This is a genomic window from Massilia sp. LMS1-1-1.1 (genome assembly GCF_040815535.1).
GTDB classification, from domain to species: Bacteria; Pseudomonadota; Gammaproteobacteria; order Burkholderiales; family Burkholderiaceae_D; genus Janthinobacterium; species Janthinobacterium aestuarii.
In genome coordinates this window covers 571,976-585,067 of record NZ_JBFPNG010000034.1, presented here as the reverse complement: position 1 = coordinate 585,067, position 13,092 = coordinate 571,976, and the positions used below count along the sequence as shown (strand labels likewise).

The window sequence follows — 13,092 nt, the reverse complement described above, 5'->3', positions numbered from 1 at the left end:
GGCAGGCACCCCTTGCCTGCCGGTTTCGTTTCATCCAACTATTCCCCCGCTATGAACAGCCTCTATCAGACTTCCATCCACTCCCTGCCATTGCTGGGCCACGGCAAGGTCCGCGACAATTACGCCGTTGGCGACGACAAGATCCTGATCGTCACCACGGACCGCCTGTCGGCCTTCGATGTCGTCATGAACGAGCCTATCCCCGGCAAGGGCAAGGTCCTTAACCAGATGAGCGATTTCTGGTTCGAGAAACTGGGCCATATCGTGCCGAACCACCTGACCGGCGTGGCGCCGGAATCCGTGGTGGCGCCCGAGGAAGTGGAGCAAGTGCAAGGCCGTGCCGTCGTGGCAAAGCGCTTGCAACCGATCATGGTCGAGGCAGTCGTGCGCGGCTACATCATCGGTTCGGGCTGGAAAGATTACCAGGACACGGGCAGCATTTGCGGCATCCAGTTGCCAGCGGGCCTGAAACAGGCGGAAAAACTGCCGGAGCCGATCTTCACGCCGGCTGCCAAAGCCGAGCTGGGCGAGCATGACGAAAACATCAGCTTTGCTGAAATGGAAGAGCGCATCGGCGCGGAACTGGCCGCCAAGATGCGCGACGTGGCCATTCAACTTTACAAGACGGCCGCCGAATACGCGGCCACGCGCGGCATCATCATCGCCGACACCAAGTTCGAATTCGGCTTGGACGACAATGGCGTCATGCATTTGATGGATGAAGTGCTGACGGCCGACTCGTCGCGCTTCTGGCCTGCGGATTCCTACCAGCCTGGCATTTCGCCACCGTCGTTCGACAAGCAATTCGTGCGCGATTACCTGGAAACGCTGACCTGGGGCAAGACCGCACCGGCGCCAGCACTGCCAGCCGACGTCATCGAAAAAACCCAGGCCAAGTATTTTGAAGCCATCGAACGCCTGACGGGCGAGAAGCTGAAGGCCTGAGATGACTGAGCAAAACAAGCCGCTGGTCGGCGTCATCATGGGCTCGTCCTCGGACTGGGACGTGATGCAGAACGCGGTCGCCATGCTGAAACAGTTTGGCGTGCCATACGAAGCGCAAGTCATTTCCGCGCACCGCATGCCCGACGAGATGTATGCGTACGCGAAAAGCGCGCGCGCGCGCGGCTTGCGCGCCATCATCGCCGGCGCCGGCGGTGCGGCCCACCTGCCTGGCATGGTAGCGGCGATGACCATCGTGCCCGTGCTGGGCGTGCCCGTGCCATCGAAATACCTGCGCGGCGAAGATTCCATGCTGTCCATCCTGCAAATGCCCAAGGGCGTGCCGGTGGCCACCTTCGCCATCGGCGAAGCGGGCGCGGCGAATGCGGCGCTGACGGCCGTGGCCATGCTTGCCGCCAACGACGACGCCCTGGCCGAGCGCCTGGAAGCGTTCCGTGCCACGCAAACGGCCGCCGCCAAGGCCATGGTCTTGCCTGACTAATGTGTTTGAGAAATAATGAATAGTAAATCGACTTCCCCATTGCTGCCTGCCGCCCATCCACCGGCGTGGCTGGGCGTGATGGGCGGCGGCCAGCTCGGCCGCATGTTTGCCCAGGCCGCCCAGAGCATCGGTTATCAAGTAGCCGTACTGGAACCGTCCGACGCCTGCCCTGCGGGGCAGGTGGCGCAGCGCCTCATCAATGCCGGCTACAGCGATGTGGCCGGTCTCGACGCCCTGGCCGCGCAATGCCTGGCCGTCACCACGGAATTTGAAAACGTGCCGGCCGACAGCCTGTCGCGCCTGGCCGAACGCGTGTTCGTGGCGCCGAACGCCCATGGCGTATCGGTGGCGCAGGACCGCATCGCGGAAAAGCGTTTCTTTGTCGACTGCGCCTCGAAATCGGGCGTGCTGCCGGCGCCGCACATGGTGATTGCCACGCAGCTTGACATCGATGCCATCGGTGACGACTTGCTGCCAGGCATCCTGAAAACCGTACGCATGGGCTATGACGGCAAGGGCCAGTTCCGCGTGCGCACACGCGACGATGTGCGCGCCGCGTTTGCGGAAATGGGACAAGTAACTTGCTTGCTGGAAAAGATGCTGCCGCTGGCGTATGAAGTGTCGGTGCTGACGGCGCGCGGCGTGGATGGCGAATCGGTCGTCTATCCGATCGCCGAGAACGTGCACCGCGACGGCGTCTTGTTTACCACCACCGTGCCGGGCCCGAACGTGTCCGACGATTGCGCCGCCAAGGCGCAGCGGGCGGCGCAAGCCATGGTGGCAGAACTCGGTTACGTCGGCGTGCTGTGCATCGAATTTTTTGTGCTGGAAGACGGCAGCCTGGTGGTCAATGAAATGGCGCCGCGCCCGCACAACAGCGGCCATTACACGATGGATGCCTGCGTTACGAGCCAGTTCGCGCAGCAGGTGCGGGCCATGGCGCGCTTGCCGCTGGGCGACGTGCGCCAGCATTCGCCGGCCGTGATGCTCAACATCCTAGGCGACGCCTGGTTTGCCGACGACAGCGATGTGGTCACCGAACCGGCGTGGGACCAGGTGCTGGCGCTGCCGGGCGCTTGCCTGCACCTGTATGGCAAGGACGATCCGCGCCGTGGCCGCAAGATGGGCCATTTGACCTTCATCGCCGCCACGTTGCCGCAGGCGCAGCAGCGCCTGCGCGACGCTTGTTTGATCCTGGGAATCGCGCCGTGAGCGTGCCCGCACAAGACCTGGCGGCGGCCGCCGCCGTGCTGGAAGAGGGCGGCCTCGTCGCCTTCCCGACGGAAACCGTGTATGGCCTGGGCGCCGATGCGGAAAACCCGGCCGCCGTGGCGCGCATCTACGAAGCCAAGGGCCGTCCCTCTGACCATCCCGTGATCGTGCACGTGGCGCCCGGCGCCGACCTGGCGCACTGGTCCGACGATATCCCGCAGGAAGCGCAGCAACTGGTAGCCGCTTTCTGGCCCGGTCCGCTGACCCTGATCGTCAAGCGTGCCGCGCATATTCCCGATGCCGTTTCCGGCGGCCAGGATACGGTGGGTCTGCGTTGCCCGTCGCACCCAGTGGCTATCGCATTGCTACGCACTTTCAAGGGGGGCAAGGGCGGCCTGGCAGCACCGTCGGCGAACAAATTCGGCAACGTCAGCCCGACGACGGCGCAGCACGTGCGCGATGAATTCGCGGCGGAACTCGACAGCGGCTTGCTGGGCCTGGTGCTCGACGGCGGACAGAGCGACGTGGGCATCGAGTCGACCATCGTCGACCTGTCGCGCCTGGCCACACATGGTCCCGTGCTGTTGCGTCCTGGCCATATCAGCAGCGAGCAGATCGCCGCCGTCATTGGCCGCGCACCGGCTGTTGCCGATGCGGCCGCGCCGCGTGCCTCGGGCACGCTGGAATCGCATTACGCACCGCATACGCCTGTTGCGATGCAGCACAGCGATGACGTGAGCGCCACCTTGAACCGCCTGCTCAACGACGGGCGCCGCGTGGCCCTGATCCACTACTCGGATCTGCCGCCGGCCAGCGCCAGCGTACGCCTGGCCGCCAACCCGGAAAACTACGCACATGCGCTGTATGCCTCGCTGCGCACGATGGACCAGGTCGGCGCCGAGCTGATACTCGTCGAAGCGCCACCGACCGGTCCTGCGTGGCTGGGTGTCAACGACCGTTTGCGGCGCGCCGCTTTCGGCTCAAGTGGTATCTTGCAGCAATTCCTGTCCGTCTGAAAAAAGCCCCGCAAGGGGCTTTTTATTGATGCAGCGCAATAGCAATGCTTGCCACGAAACATAGTAAATCCTCCATAATTCAGCGGATCGGCCGGTCATGACAGGGCGCCGGCGATGTTGTTATTTCGTTGATTTTTAAAACATATTTTCTATACAAGCCTGAGGAACGATGGCATATTAGTTGGGTAGCGAATAGCACGCCCGTTCGTTTAGAAACCAGAAAAAAGACCGAGGAGACAAAATGCATCAAACAAAATTCGCGCTGGCTGTGCTGGCTGCGGCTGTCCTGGCAGGTTGCGGCGGCGCCAGTGGCGGTGATCAAGCCTTGAAAGTCAAATACACGGCGCAGGTGTCGTTCGGCGACAGCCTGTCCGATGTCGGTTCGTATGCCGTGGGTACGGTGCAGGCGAAAGGTGGCGGCAAGTTCACCATCAATGGCGACAATACCAAGATCAATCCTGAACTGACGGGCAAGAACTGGACCGAGCACCTGGCCGCGCAATTCGGCCTGGCCGCGCCATGCGCCGCCGAGACGGGTCTGGAGGGGAATGCCGCGCAAGGCCTTTCCGTTCCGCGCGTCAAGCATGCTGGCTGCTACGGCTACGCCATGGGCGGTTCGCGCGTGACCAACCCCGTCGGTCCGAACAATAAATTGACGGGCAGTCCGTTGGGCGCCCTGACCGTGCCCGTGGTGACGCAGATCGCGAACCACCTGGCCGTTTCCGGCGGCAAGTTCAGCGGCACGGAAGCCGTTTTCGTGATGGCCGGTGGCAATGACGTGCTGTTCCAGCTGGGCGTATTGCAAGCGGGCGCGACCGCTGCTGGCAAGGCTGCCGGCGCGGCCGCCGGCGCCCAGGCTTTCGCCACCAATTTGACCATGGCCCTGGCGGCCGGCGCCCCCAACCCCACCACGGCAGCAGCTGCCATCGGCGCCGCCATCAAGGCGGCCAGCGCTGCGCCGGGCGCCACATCGGAGACCATCGTCGGTGCCGCCGTGCAAGCCGCGGTCACTGCTGGCAATACGGCGGTCGCTTCGGCTAGCGTGTATGGTCCGCTGGTCGTCAAGGCGCAGGCCGATGCGACGGTGACGGGCAACGCGGCCGGCGCCAAGGCCGGTGCCGATTACGCCGTGGCCCAAGGGCCTACACTGGTTGCCGCCATGAAACAAGCGGGTACCGAACTGGTGGCGCTGGTCAAGGACCAGATCATCGCCAAGGGCGCCAACTATGTCATCGTCAACAATCTGCCGGACGTGGCCGGTACGCCATCGGGCCTGAGCAAGGACGCTAATACCAAGGCGCTCATCAATGCCATGGTCAGCGCCTTCAATGGCGAACTGAGCGGCGGCCTGAGCGCCAACGCGAAAGTCTTGCTGGTCGACGTGTTTGCCGTCAGCCATGACCAGGCCACCAACCCTGGCCCGTATGGCTTGACCAACGTCAGCGAGACGGCGTGCGACTTGAGCGCGCCAGGCAATATTCTGGGCAGCTCGCTGGTCTGCAATGGCTCGAATCTGAAAGCGGGCGACGTCAGCCATTACTCGTATGCCGACGATGTACACCCTACGCCGTTCAACAACCTGTTGCTGGCCCGTTATGTAGCCAAGGACATGGTTGTGCGGGGCTGGCTGTAAGGAATCGCCGCGCCAGCTGCGTCCCCTGGGCGTGGCTGGCGCTGGCAGCGACAAGACTGGATAGCCCGGCTATCCGCACATAATGATCAGGAGACAAGATGAAAAATCGTTTGAATACCGCTGTACGCGTGCTGGCCGCCGCCGCCGCGATGGCCATGGCGACGGGCGCTTCGGCGCAAAGCGCAGGTACCTGGATGGTCAAGGCTGGCCTCAACAAGATTACGCCGCACGTGGACAGTGGCGACATTTCCGCGCCGGCGCTGCCGAACACCAAGGCCGACGTCAAGTCGGATACCAAGCCCATCCTGACCTTTGCCTACATGATCACGGACAATATTTCCGCTGAAATGATCCTGGGCGTGCCGTACAAGCATGACTTGATCGGCGATGGTTCCATCAAGGGTACGGGCAAGCTGGGGACGGCGGAAGCCTTGCCGCCGACGGCTTTCATCCAGTACCGTTTCTTCCAGCCCAATGCGATGATCCGCCCTTACGTGGGCGCGGGCTTGACCTATGCCTATTTCCAGAAGGAAAAAGGCTCGGGCCAGATGACGGCCTTGCTGGATCCGGGTGGATCGCCCGTCACCTACCGCCTGGACAACAAGCTGGCGGGCAGCCTGGTGGTCGGCAGCACCCTGGCCTTCAACGAGCGCTGGTTTGCCGACGTGGCCGTGGTCAAGACCTTCCTGAAAACCAAGGCGAAATTCTCGACGGGGCAGACGCAGAGCATCACGCTCGATCCGCTCGCCGTGAGTGTCAGCATCGGGTATAACTTTACCCTGTAAAACAAAAAATCCGCCTCGGCGGATTTTTTTTGTCCCGCTCAGGCTGGCGGTGTATTGAACTTTCCATTGTGGAAGATCAAGGGCGGCTGCGCGGCAAACGCGCATTGTTCCACTTCGCCCACGAAAATGACGTGGTCGCCTTCCGGATAGCGGCTGCGGTTGTGGCATTCGAACCAGGCCGACGCGCCTTTCAGGATGGGCTGGCCCGTGCGCGACAGCTCGTATTCGACGTCGTCGAACGGGTTCGGCGTGCGGCGTGAAAAGCGCGTGGCCAGTTCCGCCTGCTCGGCGCCCAGCACGTTGATGACGTAATGCGAGTTGCCGCTGAAGATGGGCATGCTGTTCGCCACGGAACCGAGGCTCCACAGCACCAGTGGCGGCGACAGCGAGACGGAATTGAAGGAACTGGCCGTCAAGCCGCGGAAACTGCCGTCGGCCAGGCGCGTCGTAATGACCGTCACGCCGGTGGCAAACTGCGACAGCGCCTGGCGGAAATGTGCCGTATCGAATTCTTGCGCGGGTGCGCGGGGAGAGCGTGTGTTCATGGGTGACCTGTCTATTTGCTGACATTATGCCAAAAATCGGCCGCGCCAGCGCAATCGTGGCCGGCATGCCCCTTATGTGCGGTGCACCACGCACCGTTTCAAGCGGCACTGCAGGCCATGGCGCTTTGCGTTACAGTAATGAAATGATACGTCGCAGAGGCGTTGCGGGAGGACATCATGCATCAACAGACGGAAGTGGCGGTATTCGGTGGTGGCTGTTTCTGGTGCCTCGATGCCGTGTACGGGGAAGTGCGCGGCGTGACGCGCGTCGAGGCCGGCTACACGGGTGGCAGCGTACCCGATCCCACATATGAACAGGTGTGCACGGGCGAGACGGGCCACGCGGAAGTGGTGCGCCTGGAGTTCGATCCCGCCGTCATCAGTTATCACGACTTGCTGGAAATCTTTTTTACCCTGCACGACCCCACCACCGTGAACCGGCAAGGCAACGATGTCGGCACGCAATTTCGCTCCGTCATCCATTACCAGTCGGCGGAACAGGAAAAGGTGGCGCGCAAGGTGCTCGCCGAGATGGCCTGCGTGTGGGATGCGCCCATCGTCACGCAACTGGCGCCGGCAGCAAGCTTTTATCCGGCCGAGGAGTGCCACCAGAATTATGTCGAGCAGCATCCCTTGCAGGGCTATTGCGCGCTGGTCGTCGCGCCCAAGGTGGAGAAATTCCGTGCCATGTATGCGGGGCGCTTGAAGTAGGCGCCCCGCGCGCCTGTCAGTTCGCCAGCACGGGCGCCGGCCTGGCATCCTGCGCATACATGTAGTTGCGCGACCAGGGCAGTGTGGAAGAACGCCGGCCCGCCTTCACGCAGACGATCTGGTACAGACTGATCAAATCTTGCTCGAAGGCATAGGCGCAGCCGGCCAGGTAGACGTGCCAGATGCGGAAGCGCCGTTCGCCCGCCAATGGACGGATCTGCTCGGCATGGGCTTCGAAATTTTCCGTCCACAGGGCGCACGTGCGCGCATAGTGGCGCCGCAGGTTTTCCACGTCCAGCACTTCCAGTCCACCCTGCTGCATGGTTTTCAGGACATTGCCGATGTGCGCCAGCTCACCATGCGGGAACACATATTTTTCGATAAATTCGCCGCCGCCATATGGCGTTTCGCCATTGTCCGGATCGGTCGAGGTGATGCCGTGATTCATCGCCATGCCGTCGGGCGCCAGCAGTTTGTTGATGATGGAAAAGTAGTTGGGCAAATGCTTCAATCCCACGTGCTCGAACATGCCCACGCTGGTGATGCGGTCGAACTGGCCCGTCACGTCGCGGTAATCTTGCAGGCGGATGTCGATCAGGTGCGCCAGGCCGGCCGCCGCCACGCGCTCGCGCGCCAGCGCGTACTGGTTTTCCGACAGGGTCACGCCCACGCAGCGGGCGCCATATTGCTGCGCGGCACGAATCACGAGCGCGCCCCAGCCGCAGCCGATGTCGAGCAGGGTCTGGCCCGGCTGCAACTGGATTTTCTTCAGGATATGGTCGATCTTCTTGACTTGCGCCTGTGCCAGAGTTTCATCGCCCTGTTCGAAATAGGCGCAGGAATACACGAGGCCGGGGTCGAGAAACTGTTCATAAAACGCATTCGACACGTCGTAGTGGTAGCGGATGGCTTCCGCATCCTTGCTCTTGTCGTGCGTAAAGCTGCGCACGATGCGGGCCAGCTTGCCTTCCGGTTTCAAGGTATTGCGCGCCAGGGCATTGCAGATGGAAATCATGTCCTGGGCCGTGCCCTTGACCTCGATATTGCCTTCCACATAAGCCGAACCGAGATTGGCCAGCGAGGGGTTCAGCAGATAGCGGGCCGAGGCGACGGTCGGCAGGCGGATGGTGACTCTGGGCGCTTCGCTGGACAGGTCGACGTGCTGGCCATTCCACAATTCTATGCGTAGCGGCAAGGCGGTCTTGCTGCGGATGCTGGCGATCCAGGACTTGAGTTGGTTTTGTACAAACAAAATGGCCTCCAATGAAGCGGCCCCAGCCGGGGCTGCAAATTGAGAAACAATGTTATTTAGTAACTTCTACCTTCATAGCCTACACCTATATTGACCAGCTTGCTTTGCGCCGCCCTGCTTATTCTGCTTATGGTTGCAAGCGTTGCATGCTCCATTGCCCGTCAGCACCGCGCGTAAACACGATGCGGTCATGGAAGCGCGAACGGCGCCCCTGCCAGAATTCGATGCGCTCCGGCTGCAAGCGGTAGCCGCCCCAGTGGGCCGGGCGCGGCGGCTGCGCGTCGCCGACGGCGGCCGCCACGGCTTCGTAATTGCTTTCCAGCGCAGCACGGTCGGCGATGGGGGCGCTTTGTTGCGAGGCAATCGCCGACAGCCGGCTTTGCAGGGGACGCACATTGAAATACTCGTCGCTCTCGGCCGCCGTGGTTTTCACCACCGTGCCCTCGATGCGTACTTGCCGCTCCAGCTCGCGCCAGAAGAACAGCAGGGCCGCGTTTGGATTGTGTTGCAGATGCTGGCCCTTGTCGCTGTTGTAATTCGTGTACCAGGTAAAGCCCCGCTCATCGAACTGCTTGATCAGCACGATGCGCGAGCTGGGCTTGCCGTCAGGGGTGACGGTGGACAAGTCCATGGCGTTCGGCTCCATCACCTGTGCGTTGACGGCCTCGGCAAACCATTTCTGGAACTGGGCGATGGGATCGCCCAGCACATCCGTCTCGCTCAGGCTCGATTGCACGTAATCGGTGCGCATGGCGGCCAGCACGGCGGCCGCGTCCGGCACTTCGGCAGCTTCTGGCACATCGGGCGCGATGCCGCGGCGGCGCTGCATCGCCGTACCCAGCTGCTCCATTTGTTGCGCGCTGAACAGGCGCTTGGCCATGGGCGCCAGCTGGCCCTCTTCCTTGCTCATGTGAGCCTGGTAGGCGGCAACGTAGGCGGCCACGCCATCGGCGGACAGCTGCTTGCCCGTGCCGGCCGCGATGGCGTCCAGTTCCGGGCGCAGGGTCAGCCAGGCCTGGTCCATGCGCTGGTGGTCGGCCAGGATTTCCGGTACCAGGGTCGCCAGCAGGGCGGCATCGTCGCCCGTGGCAGTCGCTTGCAGCATCGGCATTAAGTCCTGCTCTTCATCGTCATGGTGCAGATGGGCGGCTTTATTGAAATATTGCAACACCGCCTTGGCCGCCTGCTGCGCGTCCATCGTGTTGCCGTGCTGTGCCAAATGGCCCAGCAGGTTTTGCAGGGTCGTCAGCTGCTTGCGGATTTTGTCGTGGCAATGCTTGAGCACGGCGATGGGCTGGTCAAAGCCGGGAACGGAGTCGAACAGGGGAGAGGTCATGGCGAGTTCTCGTGATGGGCAGTGTGGGGGCGCGGCGACAGTGCTGCTTGTCGCTGTGTCAATTCGGCTATTTTAGAATATCCGTCAGCGCAGTGTCCGTTAAAATGGCGCCATGCATACCTCCACCAATGAACTAATTTCCATGGACTTGACCGAGATCGATTTTGAGCGGCGTTTCGGCGGCATCGCCCGCCTGTACGGCGCGCCCGCGCTGGAGTGTTTCCGCGCCGCCCATGTGTGTGTGATCGGCGTGGGCGGCGTCGGTTCCTGGATCGTCGAAGCGCTGGCGCGCAGCGCCATCGGCCGCCTGACCCTGATCGATCTCGATAATGTTGCCGAATCGAACATCAACCGCCAGATCCAGGCCATGAGCGACACCATTGGCCAGGCCAAGATCACGGCCCTGGCCGAACGCATCGAACTGATCAACCCGTTTTGCCAGGTCACGCAGATCGAGGATTTTATTACCCCCGATAATCTGGACCAATTGCTGGGTGGGCGCGATTTCGACTACCTCGTTGATGCCATCGACAATGCCAAGGCGAAAGCGGCCGTGATCGCATATTGCCGCGCGCGCAACATTCCCATGCTGACCATCGGCAGCGCGGGCGGGCAGACGGACCCGACCCTGATCGCCGTGCGCGACCTGTCGAAAACGGAACAGGAGCCGCTGCTCAAGCGAGTACGCAAACTGTTGCGTACCGAATATGGTTTCCCCCGTGGCGTGAAAAACAAATTCAATGTCGACGCCGTGTTTTCCATGGAACCGTTGAGCACGCCCGAGAGCGCCGAAGCGTGCGCCATCGATGGCGGCGCGCCCGCCGGCGTCACTGGCCTGAACTGCGCCGGCTTCGGTTCCAGCGTGGTGGTGACGGCCAGCTTCGGCATGGTGGCGGCCGCGCATGCGCTGAAAAGCTTGCGCCAGGACAAATTGGCCGAGGTGCCCGTGTCGATACCGGACGCCGCCTAGCTTAATTTCCTGCTGGCCAGGATGCGGTAGTCGCCGCTGCTCTTGAGCGATTCCACCAGCACCAGCTCGTCCGCCAGCCAGGCGATGGGCGCGAAGTCCCCGATGGCCGGCGGCGGCGCCTGACGCGCCAGGGTCACGTGCGGCGTAAAACGGTCGTGCTCGAAGCGGGGCGCCAGCCCCTGTTCCACCAGGCGCTGCATGCAGGCCGCGCGCAAGTCCAGCAAGGCCGGCGAAGGCTGCGCCAGGGCGGCCCAGGCCAGCGCCAGCTTCGTAAAATGGCTGGCGTGATCGAACAGCAGGGGCATGGGATGCGCCGGTGTGTGCGCCAGAATGTCCAGCAGGGCCGGCAGGTCGCTGGCTGGGCGCTGGCCCAGGAAGGCCAGGGTCAGGTGCAGCTTGTCCGGACGCACGGGTTTGCCTTCCAGGCGCGCCTGCCAGGCGGCCAGGGCCGCGCGCGTGGCCGCATCGGGCCACAGCGCGTAAAACAGGCGGGGGCAGTGTGTATCGGGCGACAAGTTTTTCCTATCGTTGCGGCGGTTTGCTATTATTGGCGTTCCCTGCTCACTTGCACTGGCAGGGATCTTACCGAAACTCACTGAAAGAATACATCATGACGCGTAGCTCCGTTTTGTTTGCCCTGATCTGCTCCGTCGCCGCGTCGCTGGCGCAGGCACAGGCGCCAGCGCCTGTTCCCGCCTCCGCCGTCTCGCTGAGCCCAGGCCCTGTCGCCGATAAATTGATTCTGATCGACAACAAGGTCGGCACGGGCAAGGAAGCGTCCGTCGGCAGTAACGTCACCGTGCACTACACGGGCTGGCTGTACCGTCCGCTGGCGAAAGATTCGCGCGGCAAGAAGTTCGACAGCTCCGTCGGTCGTGGCCCGTTTGACTTCCCGCTCGGCAAGGGCATGGTCATCAAGGGTTGGGACCAGGGCGTGGCCGGCATGAAAGTGGGCGGCAAGCGCACCCTGATTATTCCAGGCGAACTGGCCTACGGCCCGCGCGGCGCCGGCAATGGCGACATTCCGCCGAACTCGGCACTGATCTTCGACGTGGAATTGCTGGACGTGAAGTAATTGTTCAGTTTGGCGGCGGCGCATGCCCGCGCCACCGCCATTTACGCTCTGAAACGCGGTAGACTGGGTTCTTCTGAAATTGCTGTGGAGACCACACCCATGAACATCGCCAACGACGTCACTGAACTGATCGGCAATACCCCCCTGGTGCGCATTAACCGCATCGCTGCCGGCAGTGTGGCCACCATCCTGGCCAAACTCGAATTCTACAATCCCGCGCACAGCGTCAAGGACCGCATCGGCCTGGCCATGATCGTCGCCGCGGAAGCCGCAGGCAAGATCCACTCCGATACCGTCATCGTCGAGCCCACCAGCGGCAACACGGGCATCGCGCTGGCCATGGTGTGCGCCGCGCGCGGCTACCGCTGCACCCTCGTCATGCCCGACACCATGAGCCGCGAACGCCGCATCCTGCTGCGCGCCTATGGCGCCGAGCTGGTGCTCACGCCCGGCAGCGAAGGCATGCTGGGCGCCATCCGCAAGGCCGAAGAACTGGTGGCGGCCGACCCGCGCTATCTGATGCTGCAGCAATTCAACAATCCCGCCAATCCCGCCATCCACCGCGCCACGACGGCCGAGGAAATCTGGCGCGATACGGATGGGCAAGTGGACATCGTCGTTGCTGGCGTGGGCACGGGCGGCACGATTACCGGCATCGGCGAAGTGCTGAAGGAACGCAAGCCCGGCCTGCAAGTGATCGCCGTGGAACCGGAAGCGTCGCCGATGCTGTCGAAGGGCACCAAGGGACCGCACCCGATCCAGGGCATCGGCGCCGGTTTCGTACCGCAGATTTTGAACACGGCCATCTACGACGAAATCATTTGCGTCAAGAACGACGACGCCTTCGCCACAGCGCGCCTGGCCGCCAGCGATGAAGGCTTGTTGGTCGGCATCTCGTCGGGTGCCGCCCTGTGGGCTGCCCTGCAAGTGGCGCGCCGTCCGGAAAACGCGGGCAAGCATATCGTCACCATCATTCCATCGTTCGGCGAGCGTTACCTGAGCACGGCTTTGTACGCAGGCCTGGGCGACTAGGAACGCCGAACCAAACCTACTGCGCGTCGTAATTTGCGGCCTGCGATGCTCACTGTACCTTCGTACAGTTGCGCTTCTCGA

General features: G+C 62.7%; 14 protein-coding genes. 10 read left to right on the top strand and 4 right to left on the bottom strand.

The features are described from left to right. The first annotated feature begins 51 nt into the window (after nt 1-51). The 6 genes from MRBLMS1_RS21410 (at nt 52) to MRBLMS1_RS21385 (ending at nt 6,090) form a co-directional block, all read left to right on the top strand. A complete protein-coding gene (locus MRBLMS1_RS21410; protein ID WP_485881730.1) occupies nt 52-945 on the top strand; it encodes a phosphoribosylaminoimidazolesuccinocarboxamide synthase in 894 nt (297 codons plus the stop codon). A 1-nt stretch (nt 946) separates the two neighbouring features. After that, complete coding sequence (gene purE / locus MRBLMS1_RS21405; protein ID WP_034746126.1) at nt 947-1,444, top strand: 5-(carboxyamino)imidazole ribonucleotide mutase; 498 nt, start codon at nt 947-949, stop codon at nt 1,442-1,444. A gap of 15 nt (nt 1,445-1,459) precedes the next feature. Next, nucleotides 1,460-2,656, top strand: a complete 1,197-nt coding sequence (locus MRBLMS1_RS21400; RefSeq protein WP_485881727.1) for a 5-(carboxyamino)imidazole ribonucleotide synthase — start codon at nt 1,460-1,462, stop codon at nt 2,654-2,656. Continuing rightward, nucleotides 2,653-3,672 carry an L-threonylcarbamoyladenylate synthase gene (locus MRBLMS1_RS21395; protein WP_128141786.1) on the top strand — a complete coding sequence of 340 codons (1,020 nt, stop codon included), beginning with the start codon at nt 2,653-2,655 and terminating at the stop codon, nt 3,670-3,672. The genes MRBLMS1_RS21400 and MRBLMS1_RS21395 overlap by 4 nt, the downstream gene beginning before the upstream one ends. Nucleotides 3,673-3,913: 241 nt before the next feature. Then, nucleotides 3,914-5,305, top strand: coding sequence for an SGNH/GDSL hydrolase family protein (locus MRBLMS1_RS21390; RefSeq protein WP_485881725.1), 1,392 nt, complete (start codon nt 3,914-3,916; stop codon nt 5,303-5,305). 98 nt (nt 5,306-5,403) lie between these two features. Then, the gene (locus MRBLMS1_RS21385) at nt 5,404-6,090 is read left to right on the top strand and encodes an OmpW/AlkL family protein (RefSeq protein WP_034746140.1); all 687 of its coding nucleotides are present in this window, start codon (nt 5,404-5,406) and stop codon (nt 6,088-6,090) included. Between the two features lie 38 nt (nt 6,091-6,128). Here MRBLMS1_RS21385 and MRBLMS1_RS21380 read toward each other — a convergent pair whose 3' ends face one another. Continuing rightward, nucleotides 6,129-6,635, bottom strand: a complete 507-nt coding sequence (locus tag MRBLMS1_RS21380) for a flavin reductase family protein (RefSeq protein ID WP_034746143.1) — start codon at nt 6,633-6,635, stop codon at nt 6,129-6,131. Nucleotides 6,636-6,812: 177 nt separating this feature from the next. Between MRBLMS1_RS21380 and msrA the strand changes: the two genes are divergently transcribed. Next, nucleotides 6,813-7,346, top strand: coding sequence for a peptide-methionine (S)-S-oxide reductase MsrA (gene msrA / locus MRBLMS1_RS21375; RefSeq protein WP_128141789.1), 534 nt, complete (start codon nt 6,813-6,815; stop codon nt 7,344-7,346). A 16-nt stretch (nt 7,347-7,362) separates the two neighbouring features. Here the strand turns inward: msrA and MRBLMS1_RS21370 are convergent, their stop codons facing one another. Then, entirely contained in the window at nt 7,363-8,598 is a 1,236-nt protein-coding gene (locus MRBLMS1_RS21370) for a class I SAM-dependent methyltransferase (protein WP_485881722.1), read from the bottom strand. Between the two features lie 127 nt (nt 8,599-8,725). After that, nucleotides 8,726-9,934, bottom strand: a complete 1,209-nt coding sequence (gene pdxH, locus MRBLMS1_RS21365) for a pyridoxamine 5'-phosphate oxidase (RefSeq protein WP_485881720.1) — start codon at nt 9,932-9,934, stop codon at nt 8,726-8,728. A gap of 112 nt (nt 9,935-10,046) precedes the next feature. Between pdxH and MRBLMS1_RS21360 the strand changes: the two genes are divergently transcribed. Next, nucleotides 10,047-10,904 carry a tRNA threonylcarbamoyladenosine dehydratase gene (locus MRBLMS1_RS21360; RefSeq protein ID WP_485881718.1) on the top strand — a complete coding sequence of 286 codons (858 nt, stop codon included), beginning with the start codon at nt 10,047-10,049 and terminating at the stop codon, nt 10,902-10,904. Here the strand turns inward: MRBLMS1_RS21360 and thpR are convergent. Then, a complete protein-coding gene (gene thpR, locus MRBLMS1_RS21355) occupies nt 10,901-11,419 on the bottom strand; it encodes an RNA 2',3'-cyclic phosphodiesterase (protein ID WP_485881716.1) in 519 nt (172 codons plus the stop codon). The genes MRBLMS1_RS21360 and thpR overlap by 4 nt on opposite strands. Nucleotides 11,420-11,514: 95 nt before the next feature. On the opposite strand from thpR, the gene MRBLMS1_RS21350 reads away from it, so the two are divergent. Then, a complete protein-coding gene (locus MRBLMS1_RS21350; protein WP_034746152.1) occupies nt 11,515-11,979 on the top strand; it encodes an FKBP-type peptidyl-prolyl cis-trans isomerase in 465 nt (154 codons plus the stop codon). 99 nt (nt 11,980-12,078) lie between these two features. After that, nucleotides 12,079-13,011: a cysteine synthase A gene (gene cysK / locus MRBLMS1_RS21345; RefSeq protein WP_128141793.1), complete on the top strand. Its 933-nt coding sequence runs from the start codon at nt 12,079-12,081 to the stop codon at nt 13,009-13,011. The last annotated feature ends 81 nt before the right edge of the window (nt 13,012-13,092 follow it).